This window comes from Vreelandella malpeensis, from assembly GCF_020622355.1.
In the GTDB taxonomy this organism is placed as follows: domain Bacteria; phylum Pseudomonadota; class Gammaproteobacteria; order Pseudomonadales; family Halomonadaceae; genus Vreelandella; species Vreelandella malpeensis.
On the sequence record NZ_WHVL01000004.1, the window covers coordinates 290243 to 309645 of the forward strand.

Here is a 19403-nt window from a genome sequence, read left to right on the forward strand (position 1 = left end):
AGTCTTTGACGCAATCGAGCCCAGAAGGAAGAGTGCATGAGCGGTGAAGTCCTTATCAACCTGACGCCCATGGAGACGCGCGTTGCGCTGGTCGAGAACGGGGTGCTGCAGGAAGCCTTGATCGAGCGCTCGCGCCGGCGCGGCATCGTGGGCAATATCTACAAAGGCAAGGTGGTGCGGGTGCTGCCTGGCATGCAGGCTGCCTTTGTCGATATTGGCCTCGAGCGTGCGGCCTTCATCCATGCCCACGAGGTGATGCCCGCCAATACGCCGAGCGACGAGCAGCAGACCATCGGCCAGCTCCTGCACGAGGGCCAGTCGCTGGTAGTGCAGGTCACCAAGGATCCGATCGGCACCAAGGGGGCCAGGCTCACGACGCACCTGTCGATTCCCTCGCGCTACCTCGTTTACATGCCGGACTCCTCAAACCACGGTGTTTCCCAGCGCATCGAGGACGAGGCCGAGCGCGAGCGGTTGAAAAAGCTTCTTGACGAGAGCATCGCCGCCCAGACCCTGGAGGTGAGCGGCGGCTTCATCGTGCGCACCGCCGCCGAAGGCGTGGGCGAGGAAGAGTTTGCAAGCGACATGTACTTCCTGCTGCGCATCTGGCGCAAGGTGAGTGAGCGCAAGATCAGCGCCGCGCCGCCGAGCGTGATCTACGACGACCTGCCGCTGTTCATGCGCACCCTGCGCGACGTGATGCGCGACGACATCGAGAAGGTGCGCATCGATTCCCGCGAGAACTTCGTCAAGCTCGTGGAGTTCGCCGAAGAGTTCATGCCTTACGCGGTGGATCGCATCGAGTACTACCCCGGCGAGCGGCCGATCTTCGATCTCTACAGCGTCGAGGATGAGATCCAGAAGGCGCTGGCGCGCAAGGTGCAGCTCAAGTCCGGTGGGTATCTCGTGATCGACCCGACCGAAGCGATGACCACCATCGACGTCAATACCGGCGGTTACGTCGGCCACCGCAATCTCGAGGAGACCATCTTCAAGACCAACCTGGAAGCGGCGACCGCCATCGCCCGCCAGCTGCGTCTGAGAAACCTCGGCGGCATCATCATCATCGACTTCATCGACATGGTCGACGTCGAGCACCAGCGCCAGGTCCTACGGGTGCTGGAAAAAGCGCTGGAGCGCGATCACGCCAAGACCAAGTGCACCGGTGTCACCGAGCTTGGCCTGGTCCAGCTGACCCGCAAGCGCACCCGCGAGAGCCTGGAGCAGACCCTGTGCGAGGCGTGCTCGACCTGCCACGGTCGCGGTACGCTCAAGACCCCGGAAACCATCTGCTACGAGATCTTTCGCGAAATTCTGCGTGAAGAGCGCGCCTATAGCGCCGACACCTACCGGGTACTGGCCTCCCAGCCGGTGGTCGATCGGCTGCTCGACGAGGAGTCCGCGGCGGTGGCGGATCTCGAGGCGTTCATCAACAAGACCATTCGCTTTCAGGTCGAGCAGAACTACTCCCAGGAGCAGTACGACATCGTGCTGATGTAATGACGCTACCCGCTCTTCTCTTTCGCTGGACGCTGGTCGCCTGCGCCACGCTTCTGGGCCTGATCGCCGTGCTGTCGCTGGTGATCCGGCTGCTGTTCGCCCAGGCCGGCCACTGGGTTCCCCAGATCGAGGACTTGCTCGCGTCACGCATCGGCGCGCCGGTGAGCCTCGAGTACCTGTCGCTCGGCATCGAGCGCCATGATCTGGTGCTGCGCCTCGAAGGGCTTCACGCCGAATCAGGGCAGGCGCCGCTGGTCTCTCTCGACAGCGCCTACCTGCGCCTGGATACCTGGGCATCGTTCAAGGCGTGGGCGCCCATCTTCAGCGATGCCCGCCTGTCGGGAATCGATTTTCACCTCTATCAGAAAGACGAGACCACCTGGGGCTGGCCCGAGCCCGCGATGCTTCCGCTGCTTATGGCACCGGAGCCCGAGGTTGATCTCGATCAAATCGACCGCTGGACCGAGATTCTGCTCAAGCAGCGCCTGTGGGTGCGCGATACCAACCTGAGCCTGCACGGGCTCGAGGAGTCCCTGACCCTGAACGCGCCCCGGCTTCTGCTAGGTGGAAGCGATGAGCTCGCTCGTTTCGAGGGGGCGGTGAACATCCGGGAGGCGAGCACGCTGGAGCAGGCCAATGCCCAGCCCGCGCTGATCGTCCAGGCGGAGATGCAGCCCGACCGCGATGACCCCGGCGATTTCTTCGCGACGGTGCAACTCGAACTCCAGCTCGATCACCTGGTGGCGCTGGGCGATGTGTTTCGCGCCGATCACATGCCGCATATCGAACAGGCGGGCGGGGCGGTGCGCCTGTGGGGCGAGTGGCTCGACGGGCAACTGAGCGAGGTGCGCGCGGGGCTGGGTATTCCTCAACTGATCTTGCGTCAGCAGTCGCAGTACGCGGTACTGCGCGATATCAAGGCCAACGGCCAGTGGGAGCGCGATGACGTTGGCGGGCAGGCGTGGCTTAGCGCCAACGCCAAAAGCGTCGAGTGGGCGCAGCCGGACAATGTGAGTGAAGGCCCGGCGCTGCCGCGCCACTGGTACTTCGCCCACCAGCCGGGGCAGTGGGAGCTGCGTACCAGCCCCTTCGAGCTCGCCTCGCTAACCGCCTGGCGGGAGTACGCCTTTTTGCCGGAGTCGGTGACTCGGGTACTGCAGACCCTGGCGCCCAGCGGTCAGGTGCAGGGTCTGCGCCTGGGCCAGCGCAACGGCCGCTGGGGCGTGGACGCGGCGTTGACCAACCTGGCGGTGCAGCCCTGGGAGGAGGCGCCTGGCGGCGGCCCTCTCGACGCCTGGGTCCAGGCGCGGGATTCGCGCGGACAGGTGAGCTTCAGCAGCGCCGGGCCAAGCGAGCTCTACTTTCCCGAAGTGTTCGAGGCACCCATGCAGTTGAGCCACGCCCAAGGGCGGGTCGAGTGGGTCTACGACGGCCCGCGCACCATGGTCAGCGGGCGCGACCTGGATGTCGTCTGGGACGGCGCCCGCATCGAGGGCGGGTTTGGACTGGTGACCGGCGAGCGGCGCGGCCAGTTCGGTCTCAATCTCGACTTCGCCGACGTGGACGCCATCGACACGCCCTTGACACAGTGGCTGCCGATGAAGACCTTGAACGAGGGCGTTCGCGAGTGGCTGGCCACCGACGTCGGCGGCTTCGTGCCGCGCGGCTCGCTGCGCCTGGGGTTGCCCATCGGCGGCGATCGCGAGCAGAACCCGCCTACCGTCAACCTGGCGCTCGAGATCGAACGCGCCTATCTGCCCATCGCCGATGACTGGCCCTTGATCGAGGAGGTCGAGGGTCGCCTGACCTGGCAAAACGAAGTGCTCGAGGCCGAGGTCGACCGTGCGCGTAGCCGGGGTGTGGAGGCCTTCGACGGGCAGGTGCGCATGCAGGATGAGGTACTCGGCGTCAGCGGCAAGCTCGCCAGCGACGCCGACGGCTTGATCGATTTCATCCGTGCGATTCCTGATGTCGAGACCGGTTTTCTTGATGACGTTCACGCCAGCGGACACATCGACGGTGACATCGCCGTGGCGGTAGACCTCGACGCCCCGGAAGACGCCGAGGTCGAGCTCAACGCCCGGCCGCGGCTTTCGCGGGTCAGCTATGCGGGCCTTGCCCAGGCGCCGCTGCGCGACGTCGAGGGCGATCTAGCCTGGCAGCAGCGCGGCGAGGTGTTCGCACTGCTGGGCAGCGCCCGGGGCCGGCTGCTCGATGGCCCTATCGCTGCCGAGTTCGACGTGCCGCGAGAGGGCATCGCGCTCTCCGGGGTGCTCGACAGCGCCGCGCTCTTCGAGCTTGCGGGCATGGACGCCGATGAAGCCGCCAGGCTGATCGACGGCCGCGCGGGCTGGAGCGCTCGCGTGCGCCTCGAGCCGGCGGCGTCGCTGCGTCTGCAAAGCGATCTCGTCGGGGTAGAGAGCCATCTGCCTGCGCCGTTCGCCAAGCCCCGGGGCGAAGTCTGGCCGCTGCGCCTGGAAGCAGATATCGATCGCGGCCGGCTTCAGGCGCGGCTCGGGCAGGTGATCGAGGCTGACCTTCTGATCGGAGATGCGCTCGAAGGCGCCATCGCCGTTGGACGGTCGACGCTTTCGAGCGCCGCGAGCGGCGACGGACTGCGCATCGAGGCCGATGTCGCGCGCCTGGATGTCGGCGAGTGGCAGCGCGCCCTGGCGCCGCTGGGCAACGAGACGGGCGAGGTGTCGACGACGCTTCCATGGTTTGGTGCACCGGTATCGCTGATGTTTGATACCCCCTGTCTGAGTCTCGATGGCCAGTGCCTGGGCGAGCTGGGACTTGCGGCGCGCCTGGAGGAGCAGTCGCTCGATGCCCGGGTCAGTGGCGATCTCGTCTCGGGCCGGCTGAGCTATCGCCCGGATGTCCGGCGCCCGCTCGACGTGACCATCGCCTCGCTTGATCTCGACCGTTTCTTGTCCCACGCGCAAGCACCGCGCGGCGAGGCCCCGGCCTCCTGGATGGAGGCGGTCGAGACCGCTCGCTACGAACCCGCCCGGGCACCGGCGTGGCTTGTCAAGGTGCCGGACGGACGCCTGCGCCTGGCGCAGGTGACGCTGCAGGAGAGCCGGGTCGGGCCATTGACCGCCTACTGGCAAAGCGGTGGCGACCGCTTCGTGGTCTCGCCGATGGGCCTGACCCTGGGCCAGCTTTCGCTGCGCGGCGATCTTTCCTGGCAGGCCAACCGTACCCGGGCGGACGTCTCCGTGCGCGGCGGGGACCTGGGCACGGCGCTGGAGCAGCTGGGCCAGCCGGTAGCGATTCACAACCGTGCCAGCAGCGCCAACGCACGCCTGGAGTGGCCCGGCGCCCCGTGGCAGCTCGACCTTGCCCAGGCAACCGGCTTTCTCGAGACCGATCTTCGCGACGGGCGCTTCTTGTCGATGAACTCCACGTCGGCACGCCTCGTTGGGCTTCTGAACTTCGACAATATCCTTCGTCGGCTGCGGCTGGATTTTTCCGATGTGACCGGCCGAGGCACCGCTTTCGATCGCGTGCACGGCAGTGCCGACGTGGCCGGCGGGCGATTGACCCTGCGCGGGCCCTTGCAAATCGAGGCGCCGGCCGCCACGTTATCCTTGACCGGAAGCGTCAATCTGTTACAGCGTGAACTCGACCAGCGTCTGGGCGTCACACTGCCCGTCAGCCAGACATTGCCGATCGCCGCCATCGCCGTAGGCGCGCCCATCGTCGGTGGGGCGCTGCTGGTCGCCGACCAGCTGTTCGGTGAATCGCTCAATCGAGCAACGACTCTATACTTTCGCGTGCAAGGCCCCTGGACCTCGCCGCGGGTCACTCTAGAAGGTCCTTAATGAGCGCACATACAAGCGATTTAGACACCGCCGTTTCCATTCTGCTGACGCCCAGCGGCCTCGACGTCGCGGCGCTGGACAAGGGGCTCGGCTACGCCCTGGGTGCGGGTATCGACTATGCGGATCTCTACTTCCAGCGTACCTGGCAAGAGGGCTGGGTGCTGGAGGATGGGCGCGTCAAGGAGGCCAGCTACAACATCGACGGCGGCGTGGGCGTGCGCTCGCTCGCCGGCGAGAAGACCGGCTTCGCCTACTCCAACCAGATCAGCGCCAACGCGTTGATGGATACCGGGCGCACCGCCGCGGGCATCGTGCGAAGCGGCAAGACGCTGTCGGGTCAGGCAGTCGAGATGGTCGGCGCCGAGCGCTTCTACGCCGGCATCGACCCGCTCGCCGGGCTCACCGCCGAAGAGAAGGTTGCCATGCTGCAGGAGGCCGACCGTGTTGCGCGGGCGGCGGACCCGGGCGTGAGCCAGGTCAGCGCCTCGCTCTCGGGCACCTATGAAGTGGTGCTGGTGCGAGCAAGCGACGGGTCGCTCGCCGCCGACATTCGCCCGCTGGTGCGCTTCAACGTCAGCGTCATCGCCTCTCGAAACGGCCGTCGCGAGCGCGGCGGGGCCGGCGGCGGCGGGCGCTATTCGATGGCCGAGCTCAAGGCGCAAGGGGCGCCTGCGCGCTACGCTCGCGAGGCGGTGCGCCAGGCGCTCGTCAACCTCGACGCGGTGGACGCCCCGGCGGGGCAACTGCCGGTGGTACTCGGCGCAGGCTGGCCGGGTATCCTGCTTCACGAGGCGGTGGGCCATGGCCTTGAAGCTGATTTCAACCGCAAGGGCAGCTCCGCCTTCGCCGGGCGCATGGGCCAGCGCGTGGCCGCCCCCGGGGTCACGGTGGTGGACGATGCGACCATTCGCGACGGGCGCGGCTCGCTCAGCGTCGACGACGAAGGCACGCCGGGCCAGTACACCCCCTTGATCGAGGACGGCATCCTCACCGGCTACATGCAGGACAAGCTCAACGCGCGGCTGATGAACATGGCGCCGACCGGTAACGCCCGGCGCGAATCCTTCGCGCACATGCCGATGCCGCGCATGACCAACACCGTGATGCTGGCGGGCCAGGACGCGCCGGAGGACATCATCAAGAGCGTCAAGCGCGGGATCTACGCGGTCAGTTTCGGCGGCGGCCAGGTGGACATCACCTCGGGCAAGTTCGTGTTTTCGGCAAGCGAGGCCTACCTGATCGAGGACGGCAGGATCACCGCGCCGGTCAAGGGCGCCACGCTGATCGGCAACGGGCCGGAAGCGATGGGGCGGGTGTCGATGATCGGACACGACCTGGCGATGGATACCGGGGTCGGCGTGTGCGGCAAGGAGGGGCAGGGCGTGCCGGTCGGCGTCGGCCAGCCCACGCTCAAGCTCGACGAGCTGACCGTGGGCGGCACGCAGTCATGAGCCGAGTTCAGAGCTCAAGGGTGTCGCGCAAGTGCTTGAAGAGCTTGCGGGCGCTAGCCGGCGGCTTTTGCTGCTCGCGCTCCTTCTGGGCATTGCGCACCAGCTGGCGAATCAACTGACGATCGGCACTTGGGTGTTCGGCCAGAAAGGCGTCCACCGCCGGGTCGCCTTCGGTGACGAGCCGGTCACGCCACTTTTCGAGACGGTGAAAGGCATGATCGCGCTGGGTCTTCTCGGCCTCGATCGTGTCGAAGACGGCCTGGATGGCGACCAGGTCCTCTTTACGAATCAACTTGCCGACGTACTGCATGTGACGCCGGCGCCCTTCGTGGGAGCGAATGCGCGAGGTCTCGTCTATGGCGGCGAGCATGTCGTCCGAAAGCGGAAAACGGGCGCGCTCCTCGGGCTTCATGGCGATCAGCGTTTCGCCGAGCGCCTGGAGCTCGTGCATCTCGCGTTTGAGTTGGGACTTGCTGGGGCGCATCGACTCTTCCGGCAACTCCTCGAGCTCGGCGGGGGCGGGGCGTCTTCTAGGCATACGGGCACTCACTAAATAGATGTGTCGCCGGCTAGTATACCAGCTGCGACCACCACATTGATGCGCCGGCGACATTGGCGACAAGGAGACGATGATGGCACAGGCATTCGACGCGACCGCCCAGGAAAAAGAGCTGGCTGCACGTGCGCAGGAGGCTCTGGCGCTGGCGCGCAAGCTTGGCGCAAGCGAAGCGGAGGTCGGCGCCAGCGTCGATCAGGGCCTGGGCGTGAGCGTACGCCTGGGCGAGGTGGAGACCGTCGAGCTTTCCCGCGACCAAGGGATCGCGGTCACGCTTTACGTCGGCAAGCGCAAGGGCAGTGCCTCTTCTTCGGACGCGAGTTCCGCCTCGATCAAGGCGGTGGTGGAGAAAGCGCTGGCGATCGCTCGCTACACCGGCGAGGACCCGGCGGCGGGGCTCGCCGAGGCATCAAAAATGGCCACCGACCTTCCCGATTTGAAGGTGCATCACCCTTGGGCGCTGGATACTGAGCGGGCCATCGAGCTGGCGCTGGCCTGCGAGCAGGCCGGGCGCGAGGTGACGGGCATCCACCAGTCGGAAGGGGCGTCGCTGTCGAGCGGCGAGGGCGTGCGCGTCTACGCCAACAGCCACGGCTTTTTAGGTACCCAGAAGGGCAGCAGCCACTCGCTTTCCTGCATGCTGATCGCCCAGGACGAGGGTGGGATGCAGCGCGACTATGACTACACCAGCGCCCGCAACCCGCATGCACTCAGAGACCCTGCGAGCGTGGGTCGCGAGGCCGCGCGGCGCACCCTGCGCCGGCTCGGCGCCAAGCGCCCGCCCACCGGTACCTTTCCGGTACTCTTCGACCCTTCCTTGGCTTCCGGGCTCGTCGGCCACCTGATGGGGGCGCTGGCGGGTGGGGCGCTCTACCGCGAAGCGTCGTTTCTGTGCGACAGCCTCGGCCAGCCGCTGTTTCCTGAATGGTTCAGCCTTGGGGAGCGGCCGATGGAGGTCGGTGCCCAGGCAAGCTCGCCCTTCGATGGCGAAGGCGTACAGACTCGCGACAACCGCTTCATCGAGGATGGGCGCATCGCCAGCTACATGCTCTCCTCCTACAGCGCGCGGCGTCTCGGCATGAGCACCACCGGCAACGCCGGCGGGGCGCGTAACATTCGCCTCGAGGCACCGCTGGAGACTCTGGAAGCGCTGCTGAAGAGGATGGGGCGCGGAGTGCTGGTCACCGAGCTGATGGGCCAGGGCGTGAACGGCGTGACCGGTGATTATTCGCGCGGCGCAGCGGGTTTCTGGGTCGAAAACGGCGAGATCCAGTACCCGGTCGAGGAGTTCACCATCGCCGGCAACCTGAAGACCATGTTTGCAGGCCTGCAGGGGCTGGGCGGCGATATCGATACGCGCGGCAGCATTCACACCGGCAGCTGGCTGATCGATGCGATGACCGTGGCCGGGAGCAGAGTCTAGCCTGGAGCGTTATCGGAAAGGGCGGCGAAAGCCGCCTGGTTCGGAATGTCGTGCACCAGAAAAGCGGCAAGGCGCACTGTGTCAGGCGTCTTCGTCGAAGCGTGCTTCGAACAGTGCCTGTATCGCATCGAGCGTCGCGTCCGCATCGCTGCCTCGAGCCTCCACGGTCAGCGTAGTGCCGCAGGGGGCAGCGAGCATCAGAAGCGACATGATGTTGGCGGCATCGGCCTTCTGGCCGTGCTTGTAGACGTGCACCTGCGACTCGAAACGCTGGGCGCAGGTGACCAGCTTGGTGGCGGCGCGCGCATGGAGCCCGCGTTGATTGAGCAGTGTCAAGCGTCTTTCTGGCACCCTGGTTCCTTTTCCGAGCGGTGTCTTGGTGAAGTCGTGGGGGCGGTGATCGCGCGCCGCCTTCAACTCATGACGTGGGCAACGCCGTCGCGGCGCTGTAATGCAGCCCGAGTTCGCGATGGCGAACCTGGACGTTTCGCTGCGAAGTGGCGAGCCGCTGGGCCAGGCGCTCGACCAGGTACACCGAGCGGTGTTGGCCGCCAGTGCAGCCGATGGCGACGGTCATGTAGCTTCGCTGACTGTCTTGATAGACCGGTAGCCACTTCTCTAGCCATGACTGAATGTCCTGGCACATCTGCTCGACCACGGGGTAGCCTTCCAGAAACGTCGCGATCTCGGTGTCACGGCCGGTGAAAGGGCGCAGTGTCGGATCCCAGTAGGGGTTGGGCAGGCAGCGAATATCGAAGACGATATCGGCATCCAATGGTACGCCACGCTTGTAGCCGAAGGATTCGAAGGTCAGCGTCAGTTGGTCCTGGCGTTGGTGGGCGAGCTCGTCGGTGATGCGCCGGCGCAGGTCATGCACCGTCAGTCGCGAGGTATCGATCATCAGATCGGCGAGCTCGCGTATGCCGAATAGCGTCTGCTCCTCCTTGTCGATCGCCTCCTCCAGCGTCATGTCTGTGTCGCGAGTCAGCGGATGGCGTCGTCGGGTGGCGGAGTAGCGCTCGAGCAGGATGCGCGCATCGGTGGTCAGGTAGATCACCTGTACGTGGATGTTCCCGACCTTGATGTCGCGCAGAAGCGTTGGAAAGCGTTCGAGCGCCGCGGGAAGGTTGCGGGCATCGATGCTCACCGCCAGGTGGGTGCGCTCTCCCTGCTGGCCTAGCTCCTCCACCAGCGAGCCCAGCAGCATCGCCGGCAGGTTGTCGATGGCATAGTAGCCCAGATCTTCCAGCGCCTGCAGGGCGATGGATTTTCCCGACCCGGAGCGGCCGCTGATGATGACTAGTTGCATGGCATCTCTCTTCGGTGGTCGAGTCCGGGTCGCGGTCGCTAACCGTCTCCCTGCTCGCGAATCCGGGCAATGACCAGTTCAAGCAGTTCGCGCTGGCTCTCGCACTTGCGAAACTGGGCGCGGGTCGAGGCGTCGTTCATGATCGTGGCGACCTGACCGAGCAGCGCCAGGTGCGTATCGTCGGCCTCTTCGGGCACCAGCAACACGAACACCAGGTCCACCGGGTCTCCATCGATGGCATCGAAGTCCACGGGTTCCGCGAGCTTCAGAAAACCGGCGATGGGAGCGCTGCAGTGCGGGCTTCGGGCGTGGGGAATGGCTACGCCATTGCCGATACCGGTACTGCCCAGGCGCTCGCGCCCGATCAGTCGGCTGAAGACTTCCTGGCTGTCCAGGCTGGGAGTGTTCTGTGCGATGAAGGTGCTGAAGAACTCGAGCACCCGCTTCTTGCTGCCCCCGGGCACGTCGAACAGCACGCGCTCCGGGGGGAGTATGGTTTCCAACGTCATCGATTTAACGCACGCCCGCGCCCTGGGCGCGAGCTTGTGCTTTTTCCTTGTGTTTGACCAGTTGACGGTCGAGCTTGTCGGCCAGGGCGTCGATCGCAGCATACATGTCGCTGTCCTCGGCGACGGCGTGGAGATCTGCACCGGCGGCGTGCAGCGTGCAGGCAGCCTGCTGGCGCTCCTTTTCGATCGATAAGGTCACTTGAACGGTGGTGATGTTGTCGTAATGGCGTTCAATACGGTCGAGTTTCTCGTTGACGTAGTCACGCAAGGCGTCAGTCAGTTCCAGATGATGACCGGTGATGTTTACTTGCATCGACGTGCTCCTTATCGAGGGCTGTACTTCGATTGTAACCCTTTTTACGCCGTTGCAAAGCCCCGGCGGCAAGTTTCGATTCAGCGCAGCCGGCGCCGCTCGCTCGACGAGGGGATGCCCATCGCCTCGCGGTATTTGGCCACCGTCCGCCGTGCCACGTTGATGCCGCCTTCCTCGAGCAGCGACACCAGCCGGCTGTCCGAGAGCGGCTTGCCCGGTGTCTCCTCCTGGATGAGCTTCTTCAGGCGCGCGCGAATCGCCGTGCTCGAGTGGCTGTGGCCCCCCTCCTGACCGCTTACCTGACTCGAGAAGAAGTACTTGAGCTCGAACACGCCGCGCGGGGTATGGATGTACTTCTGAGTGGTGACCCGCGAGATGGTCGACTCGTGCATTTCGACGGCTTCGGCGATGTCCGCCAGGATCAGGGGTTTCATCGCCTCCTCGCCGTGCTCGAGAAAGCCGATCTGGCGAGCGATAATCTCGCGACCGACGCGCAGCAGGGTGTCGTTGCGGCTCGACAGGCTCTTGATCAGCCAGCGCGCCTCCTGCAGGTGATCCTTGAGGAACTGGTTGTCCTGGCTCTTGTCGGCGCGCTTGATGAGGCTGGCGTAGTCGGGCTGCACGCGCAGGCGCGGCAGGGCGTCCGGGTTGAGCTCCAGGTGCCAGCCCTCCTGGTCGTGGCGTACCACCAGATCCGGCGTGATGTAGCTGTCGTTGGTGACCCCGAAGGCGCTGCCCGGGCGCGGGTCGAGGCTTCGAATCAGGCGGATGACATCGTCGAGCTGTTCATCGTCGAGACCGAGCCGGCGCTTGAGCAGACGCTTGTCGTGCTTGCCGAGCGCCTCGAGGAACTGGCGCACCAGACGTCTGGCAGGTACCAGCAGCGGAGTGTCGTCCGGAAGCGTGGCGAGCTGGAGCATCAAGCACTCGCGCAGATCGCGAGCAAAGACACCGGTGGGCTCGAACTGCTGCAGGCGCAGCAGCACGTTCTCCACCTCGCGCAGGCTCAACCCTTCCAGGCCTTGGGCTCTGAGGCCTTCGCGAATGTCGTTCAGCGGCTGGGTAAGGTAGCCGTTGGCATCGAGTGCATCGATCAGGCTTTCGGCCACGGCGTGATCGCGCTCGGAGACGTCGGTCATCGCCAACTGCCAAAGCAGATGTCCATGAAGGCTCTGGCCTGCCGCCTGACGGTCGAAATCCGGACCTTCCGGGGCGCCGCTGCTGGCGGCCATGTCCTGATAGGTATCGGACCACTCGCTGTCGATGGAGAGCTCGCTGGGAATGCTCTCCTCCCAGTCGCTTTCCGGCGTTTCGGTCACGCTCTGCTCGCCGAATTCGTCTTCCTGTTCCAGCAGCGGGTTGGAGTCGAGCGCCTGCTGAATTTCTTGACGGAGGTCCAGGGTGGAAAGTTGCAGCAGGGCGATCGCCTGCTGCAATTGGGGTGTCATGGTCAACTGCGTACCGATGCGCAGCTGTAGAGACGCTTTCATGACCATCGCAGAACCACTCGTTACTCGTAAAGCTCCACCCTAGTGCGAGTTCGTGTTTGGCGCAAGTGCAATAAACATGCCATCGGGTGGAACTTCATGAGTGGCATCGGCTTAGAGGCGGAAGTCGGCGCCCAGATAGACCTCGCGGACCTTCTGGTCGTTGAGGATCGCCTCGGCGTCGCCGCTGGCGATGATGTGACCGTCGCCGACGATGTAGGCGATGTCGCAGATATCCAAGGTCTCGCGAACGTTGTGGTCAGTAATCAGCACGCCGATATGGCGGGACTTGAGCGCCAGAATGATCGACTTGATTTCGCCCACCGAGATCGGGTCGACCCCGGCGAAGGGCTCGTCGAGCAGGATGAAGGCCGGGTCGGTGGCCAACGACCGGGCGATCTCGACGCGCCGCCGCTCGCCGCCGGAGAGGCTCATGCCCAGGTTGTCGCGAATGTGAGTGATGTGGAAGTCTTCAAGCAACTGCTCGAGGCGCTCTTCGCGGGCGTGGCGATCCAGCTCCTTGCGGGTTTCAAGAATCGCCAGGATGTTGTCGGCCACCGAGAGCTTTCGGAAGATCGATGCTTCCTGGGGCAAGTAGCCGATGCCGGCGGTGGCGCGCTCGTGCATCGGCGCACGGGTCAGGTCCAGCTCGTCGATGCCCACCGTTCCGGCGTCGGCCTTGACCAGTCCCACGATCATGTAGAACGAGGTGGTCTTGCCTGCCCCGTTGGGGCCGAGCAGGCCGACCACGCTGCCCTGAGCGATTTCCAGGTTGATGTCCTTGACTACCCGGCGGCGCTTGTAGCTCTTGGCCAGGTGCCGGGCGTGCAGCGTCTTGACTGGTGCGCTTGGGGTATTCGACACGGCGGCCTCCTATTGGGCGGGCTGGAGGGTCATGCGGATACGCTGATTGTCGCTGCCGCTCACCTCCGAGCGTGCCTGGACGACCTCGCGATCGATGAAGTATTCGAGCCGGCCGCCGCGAAAGCGGTCGCCGCGCTGGGTCAGCTCCGCCTGATCGATCAACTCTACCCGGCGCTCGCCAACGTGATAGACGATGCGCCGTGCCCAGCCCTCCATGGGGCCATCTTCGTTCTCGAGCTGGTTGCGAAGGTAGGCGCGCTCGCCGGTGGCGATGGCCTGAGAAAGCTCGCCGGCATCGTTGCGCTGGATCTCGACGCGGTTGCCGCGAATCTGCATCTCGCCCTGGCGAATGTCGACGTTGCCGGTATAGACGGCGGTGCCGGCGCGTTGGTCGAGATCGAGCTGGTCGGCCTCGACCTCGACGGGCGCCTGGTTGTTCTGGGCAACGGCGGTCAGCGGCATGGCCAGTGCCAGCAGGGCGGCGCGAAGCAGAGGGTGGTGAAGCAAGGGGGCGCGAAACGATGGGTGCATAACGACTCCTAGGGCGTGGGGCTGACGGGGGGGTGTTCACCGCGCACGTTGTCGGACATGCGCACCCGGCTCTCGTCGAGCCAGACGTCCATGCGATCGGCGCTCATGCGCTGGGGCGGCTGCTGCAGCAGCGCCGGCGTTTCAGTGTAGGCGTGACGCTCGAGGCCATCGTAGTGTAGCCGCTCGGTGTCGAGCTGCCAGCCCTCGTCCGGCGCCAGCAGTCGGGCCGAGCCCTCGAGCACGAGCGACTGGCGATCGGTCTGCAGTAGGCCGTGGTCGGCCTGGGCCAGCCACTGGCGCTGCTCGGAATCGAACAGCGTGGCACGCGGGTCGTCGGCTTCGGTCAGCGCTTGCTGGGGCGTATGCACCAGGTGCGGGGTGACCAGCGACTGGTCGATCGCACCGGATTCACCGAACAGCGTGAGCTCGGCATTTTCCAGCACGTGCCCGGGCTCCTGCGCCTGAGCCTCGGGATCGACGTCGTCGAAGTCAGGGCCGCGCGGATCGAGCCAGACAAGCAAGGCACCGAGTGCAACGACCAGCGCCGGCATCCAGAGGCGTTTCTTCAAGCGTCTCGACATAGGCGTGAACCTCTACAGGTACGTGTCCATGGCCGCATCCCAATGACCCTGGGTCATCAAGAGCGTATCGCAGATCTCGCGAACCGCGCCGTGGCCACCGAGGGCATCGGTGATCCAGCCGGCGTGGGTGTGCATGTAATCCGGTGCGTTGGGCACGGTGATGCCGACCCCGACGCGGCGAATCACCGCCAGATCCGGCAGGTCATCGCCGCAGTAGGCGACCTGGTCGAGGGACAGGTCGAGACGCTGGCAGAGCCCCTTGAGCGTGGCGAGCTTGTCCTCGACGCCCTGGAAGACGTGGGTGATACCCAGCGCCGCCGCCCGCTGGCTGACCATGGGCGAGTCGCGCCCGGTGATCACCGCCACGTGAAAGCCCGCGCGCTTCAAAAGCTTCAGGCCGTGGCCGTCCTGAACATGGAACGCCTTGATCTCGACGCCGTCGGCCTGGAAGTAGAGGCGTCCATCGGTCATCACGCCGTCGACATCGACGGCCAGCAGGCGCACGTTGCGAATTCGGTCGTGCAGGGCATCGGGGAGGGCCATGGTAACTCCATTGAAAACGGTCTATCAGCGTAGATCAGATCACGCCGCTCGAAAGCAGGTCGTGCATGTGCAGGGCGCCGATGGGGCGCTCGTGTTCGTCGACCACGGCCAGGGCCGTGATGCGGCTGTCTTCCATGAGGCGGACCGCTTCGGCGGCAAGCACGTCCGGGCGAATGCGCTTGCCCGGGCGGGTCATCACCGCATCGACGCTGACGCTGCGCAGGTCGTGGTACTCGTCCAGAGTGCGGCGCAGGTCGCCGTCGGTGTAGACACCGGCGAGGCGCCCGTCGTCGTCCACTACGCAGGTGAAACCGAGCCCTTGGCGAGTGATCTCGAGCAGCGCGTCGCGCAAGGGGCTGCCCAGCGGCACCTTGGGCAGGCGCTCGCCGCTGTGCATCAGGTCCTTCACACGCAGCAAGAGCCGTTTGCCGAGACTGCCGCCAGGGTGGGAGAGGGCGAAGTCCTCGGCGGTGAAGCCGCGCGCCTCGAGAAGGGCCACGGCCAGCGCGTCACCCAGCGCAAGGGCAGCCGTGGTCGAGCTGGTCGGCGCCAGGTCCAACGGGCAGGCCTCACGCGCCACGCCGCTGTCGAGATGAGCATCGGCGTGGGTGCCAAGCGTAGAGCCCGGCCTACCGGTCATGCTGATCAAGGGCACGCCCAGGCGCTTCAGTAGTGGCAGAAGGGCGGTGACTTCAGCGGTCTCGCCGGAGTTGGACAGCGCCAGCACCACATCGGTCCTCGTGATCATGCCCAGATCGCCGTGGCTTGCCTCACCCGGATGGACGAAGAAGGCGGGCGTACCGGTACTGGCGAGCGTGGCGGCGAGCTTGCCGGCGATATGACCGGACTTGCCCATGCCGGTCACGACCACGCGGCCCTGGCAGGCTAGAATGAGAGAGCAGGCGCGGTCGAAGCCTTCGTCGAGCTTCTCCTTGAGGTCATTGATGGCGGCCTGCTCGATGTGCAGCGTGCGTAGCGCGCTTTCACGCAGGGCGCTGGTAAGGCCGGAGGACGCTGGCATAGATGGGCCTCTCTGAAAATGACGTCGTCGAGCGCCTAGAATAGCATTTCACACGCCCGAGTAGGTACGGGATCTTTACCGTCTGCCGACCGCGCGATATCGAACAAAGAGTTTCGAAGCAAGGTTTTAGCGTTACCAGCCGGGGGGATGGCTGGCGTTGGGGCACGATGTTCGTTACTATTTCGAAAACACTGTTTCACAATTGCCGGCCTTGAAAAGCCCGCCCAGGCGTCGGCAGCATGCACGCTGCCTGCCCCAAGGAGGGTTATGCACCCATGACAGACACCCCCTTTATCGAAATCGAGGATCTGCACTTTTCGCGCGGAGAGCACGACATCTTTCGCGGCATCGACATGCGTATCCCGCGCGGTCAGGTGACCGCGATCATGGGTCCGAGCGGCACGGGCAAGACGACGCTCTTGAAGCTCATCGGTGGCCAGCTTACCCCCGATCGCGGGCGGGTGCTTATCGACGGGCAAGACGTGCACCGACTTTCGCGCAAGGCCCTGTTCGCGCTGAGAAAACGCATGGGTATGCTGTTTCAGAGCGGCGCGCTGTTCTCGGACCTGAACGTGTTCGAGAACGTGGCGTTTCCGCTTCGCGTGCACACCGACCTGCCCGAGGCGATGATTCGCGACCTGGTGCTCTTGAAATTGCAGTCGGTAGGCCTTCGCGGCGCGCGGGCGCTGAGCCCCGCCGAGCTCTCCGGCGGCATGGCCCGGCGCGTGGCGCTGGCACGCGCCATTGCGCTGGACCCGGAGCTGGTGCTTTTCGATGAGCCCTTCGTGGGTCAGGACCCTATCTCCATGGGCGTGCTCGTCCAGCTCATCAAGCGCCTGAGCGAGGCGCTGCGGCTGACCTCGCTGGTGGTCTCCCACGACATCAAGGAGACCTTGAGCATTGCCGATTATCTCTATCTCATCGCCGACGGCCAGGTGGTGGCCCACGGCACGCCCCAGACGCTGGATGCCAACCAGGACCCGCGGGTAAGCCAGTTCATCCACGGCGAGCCCGACGGGCCGGTGCCGTTTCACTACCCGGCGGACGAGTTCTACCGCGACATGCTGGGCCCGGCGCGGCCACAAGGGGCGAAATGATGCCGTCATTACTCAATAAAAGCACCGCCCAGGTGACGAGGCTTGGTCGCAAGGGGTGCGATACCGTGGAGTCGCTCGGCCGGGCCGGGGCGTTTCTGCTCCAGTCGAGCGTCGGGGTTCCCTCGCGAGAGGGCTTCTCTCTGTGGCTTCGCCAGATGCACTTCGTCGGCGTGCTGTCGCTGGCCATCGTGCTGGTGTCGGGGCTTTTCATCGGCATGGTGCTGGCGCTGCAGGGCTATACTATTCTGGTCGATTTCGGCGCCGAGCAGGCGCTGGGTCAGATGGTGGCGCTTTCGCTTCTGCGCGAGCTCGCGCCGGTGGTGGCGGCGCTGCTGTTCGCCGGACGCGCGGGTTCCGCCCTGACTGCAGAGATCGGCCTGATGAAGGCCACCGAGCAGCTCACCAGCATGGAGATGATCGGAGTCGACCCGCTCAAACGGGTAGTAGCTCCCAGGCTCTGGGCCGGTTTCGTGGCGTTGCCGATTCTCACCGTAGGTTTCAGCGTGGTGGGCATCTGGGGCGGCTATCTCGTTGGCGTCGAGTGGCTCGGCGTCTTCGAGGGCTCCTACTGGAGCAATATGCAGGCGAGCGTGGCGTTCGCAAGCGACGTTGGCAACGGCATGATCAAGAGCCTGGTGTTCGCCGTGGTGGTCACCTGGATCGCGGTCTTCCAAGGGTATGACCTGGTGCCCACGTCGGAAGGTATTTCCCGCGCAACGACCCGTACCGTGGTCTACTCGTCCCTGGCGGTGCTGGGGCTCGATTTCGTACTGACCGCCGTGATGTTCGGCGGCCTTTGATAGCTGGAGCGCGTTCATGAAACGTAGTAAAACCATGGAGTTCGGCGTCGGCCTGTTCATGCTGGCGGGTATTGTCGGACTCGTCTTCCTTGGGCTTCGCGTCAGCGGTCTGTCGCTTTCAACGCCGACCCAGACCTTTCAGCTAGAGGCCAACTTTGCCAATATCGGCGGCCTCAAGCCGCGCGCGCGGGTCACCATGGCTGGCGTGACGGTGGGGCGCGTGGAATCCATCGATCTCGACACCGACTGGTACGATGCCCGTGTGGTAATGAGCCTGGACTCAGGCCTCGAGGGCGAGCTCTCCCAAGACACTACTGCCGCGATCCTGACTGCAGGGCTTCTAGGCGAGCAGTACATCGGCTTGAGCGTGGGTGGTGCGCCGGAGATGCTCGCGGATGGCGATACGATTCGCGATACCCAGTCGGCGTTGGTGCTCGAAGAACTCATCCAGCAGTTCGTATCCAGTATGGCTAACAACTGACCCAGCCCTATACTACTACTACCAAGTACCAAGCCTTGTACTACCAAGTACCAAGCCTTGCACGGCGACTTTCTTCAACTGTTGAGTAAAGAGGTGGATACCATGCGTAAGCTGAACAACCCGCTGAACTACTGGGTGATGGCGCTCTATGCCACCGTGCTTTTGATGCTGCCGATCGGTGCCAGTGCCCAGACCCAGTCGCCGGAGGCGATGATCCGCGAGAACGTTACCGGTTTCATGGAGCGTATCGACGGCCGCGAGGATTACTACGCCAGTAATATCGACGAGCTGAAGGCGATCGTCGACGAGAGCCTCAACGACGTGGCGGACTTTCGCTACATCGGCGCGAGCGTGATGGGCAGCTACTTCCAGAACGCCACCCCGGAGCAGCGCAGCCGCTTTGCCGACGTCTTTCGTCGCACCCTGATCGATACCTACACCCGCGGGCTGGTCACCTTCGACTACGACGCGCTGCGCGTGCTCGACAACCAGCGCGGTCAGCGCTACGAGGATCAGGCGAGCGTCGACATGGAAGTAGTCGCCACCAACGGCCAGGTCTACCCGGTGAGCTACAGCCTGCGCCTCTCCAACGGCGAGTGGCGCGTGGTCAACGTGATCGTCAACGGCATCAACCTGGGGCTGACATTCCGCAATCAGTTCGACCAGGCCATGCGCCAGAACAACCGTGACTACGATGCGGTAATTCGTACCTGGTCGCCGGAAGTGGGTGTCGAGGAACTCGAGCGCGGAGGCGATGCGTGATCGAGCTGGTCAATGCGTCCGGCGTGTCGCTTTCCCAGCGTGACGACACGCTGTTCGTCGAGGGCGACATGAGCATTCACGCAGCGGCCCCGGTGGCCGCTGCGGGCGTCGAGTGGCTCGAAAAGGCTCAGACGCCCTCGGTCACCTTTGACTTCACCGGCGTAACGAGTGCCAGCAGTGCCGCGCTCAGCGTGCTGTTCGAATGGCTTCGCGGGTGCGAGCGCCGGGCGCTTCCCGTCGAGCGCATTGCGCTCTCTTCCCCCCTGATGCGTCTCGCCGCGTTCGCCGAACTCGAGGCCCTGATCCTCGACCCGCGCCACGCTCTGCCCCATTGAGCGGCGCTCGCCA

General features: G+C 65.0%; 20 protein-coding genes. 9 read left to right on the plus strand and 11 right to left on the minus strand.

Annotated features, from left to right (window positions below; genetic code table 11):
- Window positions 1-36: 36 nt before the first annotated feature.
- Genes rng through tldD form a run of 3 tightly spaced genes read left to right on the plus strand, consistent with a single transcriptional unit; the run spans window position 37 to window position 6778 of the window.
- On the plus strand, window positions 37-1500 hold the full coding sequence (gene rng / locus GEV37_RS11310) for a ribonuclease G (protein ID WP_227390360.1): 1464 nt from the start codon (window positions 37-39) through the stop codon (window positions 1498-1500).
- Window positions 1500-5327, plus strand: coding sequence for a YhdP family phospholipid transporter (locus GEV37_RS11315; protein ID WP_227390361.1), 3828 nt, complete (start codon window positions 1500-1502; stop codon window positions 5325-5327). Before rng ends, GEV37_RS11315 begins: the two co-directional genes overlap by 1 nt.
- Window positions 5327-6778 (plus strand): metalloprotease TldD, encoded by a 1452-nt coding sequence (gene tldD / locus GEV37_RS11320; protein WP_227390362.1) that lies wholly within the window; start codon window positions 5327-5329, stop codon window positions 6776-6778. The genes GEV37_RS11315 and tldD overlap by 1 nt, the downstream gene beginning before the upstream one ends.
- Before the next feature lie 7 nt (window positions 6779-6785).
- Here tldD and yjgA read toward each other — a convergent pair whose 3' ends face one another.
- The gene (gene yjgA, locus GEV37_RS11325) at window positions 6786-7316 is read right to left on the minus strand and encodes a ribosome biogenesis factor YjgA (RefSeq protein WP_227390363.1); all 531 of its coding nucleotides are present in this window, start codon (window positions 7314-7316) and stop codon (window positions 6786-6788) included.
- 94 nt (window positions 7317-7410) lie between these two features.
- Between yjgA and pmbA the strand changes: the two genes are divergently transcribed.
- On the plus strand, window positions 7411-8757 hold the full coding sequence (gene pmbA, locus GEV37_RS11330) for a metalloprotease PmbA (RefSeq protein WP_227390364.1): 1347 nt from the start codon (window positions 7411-7413) through the stop codon (window positions 8755-8757).
- A gap of 81 nt (window positions 8758-8838) precedes the next feature.
- Here the strand turns inward: pmbA and GEV37_RS11335 are convergent, their stop codons facing one another.
- The 10 genes from GEV37_RS11335 to GEV37_RS11380 all read right to left on the minus strand — a co-directional run bounded on the left by GEV37_RS11335 (window position 8839) and on the right by GEV37_RS11380 (window position 15915).
- Window positions 8839-9108: an HPr family phosphocarrier protein gene (locus GEV37_RS11335; protein WP_227390365.1), complete on the minus strand. Its 270-nt coding sequence runs from the start codon at window positions 9106-9108 to the stop codon at window positions 8839-8841.
- A gap of 67 nt (window positions 9109-9175) precedes the next feature.
- Window positions 9176-10066 carry an RNase adapter RapZ gene (rapZ, locus tag GEV37_RS11340; protein ID WP_227390366.1) on the minus strand — a complete coding sequence of 297 codons (891 nt, stop codon included), beginning with the start codon at window positions 10064-10066 and terminating at the stop codon, window positions 9176-9178.
- 38 nt (window positions 10067-10104) lie between these two features.
- The gene (locus GEV37_RS11345) at window positions 10105-10575 is read right to left on the minus strand and encodes a PTS sugar transporter subunit IIA (RefSeq protein WP_227390367.1); all 471 of its coding nucleotides are present in this window, start codon (window positions 10573-10575) and stop codon (window positions 10105-10107) included.
- A gap of 4 nt (window positions 10576-10579) precedes the next feature.
- Window positions 10580-10888, minus strand: coding sequence for a ribosome hibernation-promoting factor, HPF/YfiA family (gene hpf, locus GEV37_RS11350; protein ID WP_227390368.1), 309 nt, complete (start codon window positions 10886-10888; stop codon window positions 10580-10582).
- Window positions 10889-10968: 80 nt separating this feature from the next.
- Window positions 10969-12384 carry an RNA polymerase factor sigma-54 gene (locus tag GEV37_RS11355; RefSeq protein ID WP_227390369.1) on the minus strand — a complete coding sequence of 472 codons (1416 nt, stop codon included), beginning with the start codon at window positions 12382-12384 and terminating at the stop codon, window positions 10969-10971.
- A 105-nt stretch (window positions 12385-12489) separates the two neighbouring features.
- Window positions 12490-13239, minus strand: a complete 750-nt coding sequence (lptB, locus tag GEV37_RS11360; RefSeq protein ID WP_227390370.1) for an LPS export ABC transporter ATP-binding protein — start codon at window positions 13237-13239, stop codon at window positions 12490-12492.
- 9 nt (window positions 13240-13248) lie between these two features.
- Window positions 13249-13770, minus strand: a complete 522-nt coding sequence (lptA, locus tag GEV37_RS11365; protein ID WP_227390371.1) for a lipopolysaccharide transport periplasmic protein LptA — start codon at window positions 13768-13770, stop codon at window positions 13249-13251.
- 8 nt (window positions 13771-13778) lie between these two features.
- Window positions 13779-14351 (minus strand): LPS export ABC transporter periplasmic protein LptC, encoded by a 573-nt coding sequence (gene lptC, locus GEV37_RS11370; protein WP_227390372.1) that lies wholly within the window; start codon window positions 14349-14351, stop codon window positions 13779-13781.
- 12 nt (window positions 14352-14363) lie between these two features.
- Window positions 14364-14894 (minus strand): KdsC family phosphatase, encoded by a 531-nt coding sequence (locus GEV37_RS11375; protein WP_227390373.1) that lies wholly within the window; start codon window positions 14892-14894, stop codon window positions 14364-14366.
- A 34-nt stretch (window positions 14895-14928) separates the two neighbouring features.
- A complete protein-coding gene (locus tag GEV37_RS11380; RefSeq protein WP_227390374.1) occupies window positions 14929-15915 on the minus strand; it encodes a KpsF/GutQ family sugar-phosphate isomerase in 987 nt (328 codons plus the stop codon).
- Window positions 15916-16190: 275 nt separating this feature from the next.
- Between GEV37_RS11380 and GEV37_RS11385 the strand changes: the two genes are divergently transcribed.
- The 5 genes from GEV37_RS11385 (at window position 16191) to GEV37_RS11405 (ending at window position 19390) form a co-directional block, all read left to right on the plus strand.
- Entirely contained in the window at window positions 16191-17012 is an 822-nt protein-coding gene (locus GEV37_RS11385) for an ABC transporter ATP-binding protein (protein WP_227390375.1), read from the plus strand.
- Window positions 17009-17812 (plus strand): lipid asymmetry maintenance ABC transporter permease subunit MlaE, encoded by an 804-nt coding sequence (mlaE, locus tag GEV37_RS11390; protein WP_386110695.1) that lies wholly within the window; start codon window positions 17009-17011, stop codon window positions 17810-17812. The genes GEV37_RS11385 and mlaE overlap by 4 nt, the downstream gene beginning before the upstream one ends.
- Window positions 17813-17828: 16 nt before the next feature.
- Window positions 17829-18293: an outer membrane lipid asymmetry maintenance protein MlaD gene (gene mlaD, locus GEV37_RS11395; protein WP_227390377.1), complete on the plus strand. Its 465-nt coding sequence runs from the start codon at window positions 17829-17831 to the stop codon at window positions 18291-18293.
- A 138-nt stretch (window positions 18294-18431) separates the two neighbouring features.
- Entirely contained in the window at window positions 18432-19055 is a 624-nt protein-coding gene (locus GEV37_RS11400) for an MlaC/ttg2D family ABC transporter substrate-binding protein (RefSeq protein WP_386110814.1), read from the plus strand.
- Window positions 19052-19390, plus strand: coding sequence for an STAS domain-containing protein (locus tag GEV37_RS11405; protein WP_227390379.1), 339 nt, complete (start codon window positions 19052-19054; stop codon window positions 19388-19390). Before GEV37_RS11400 ends, GEV37_RS11405 begins: the two co-directional genes overlap by 4 nt.
- Window positions 19391-19403: the final 13 nt, after the last annotated feature.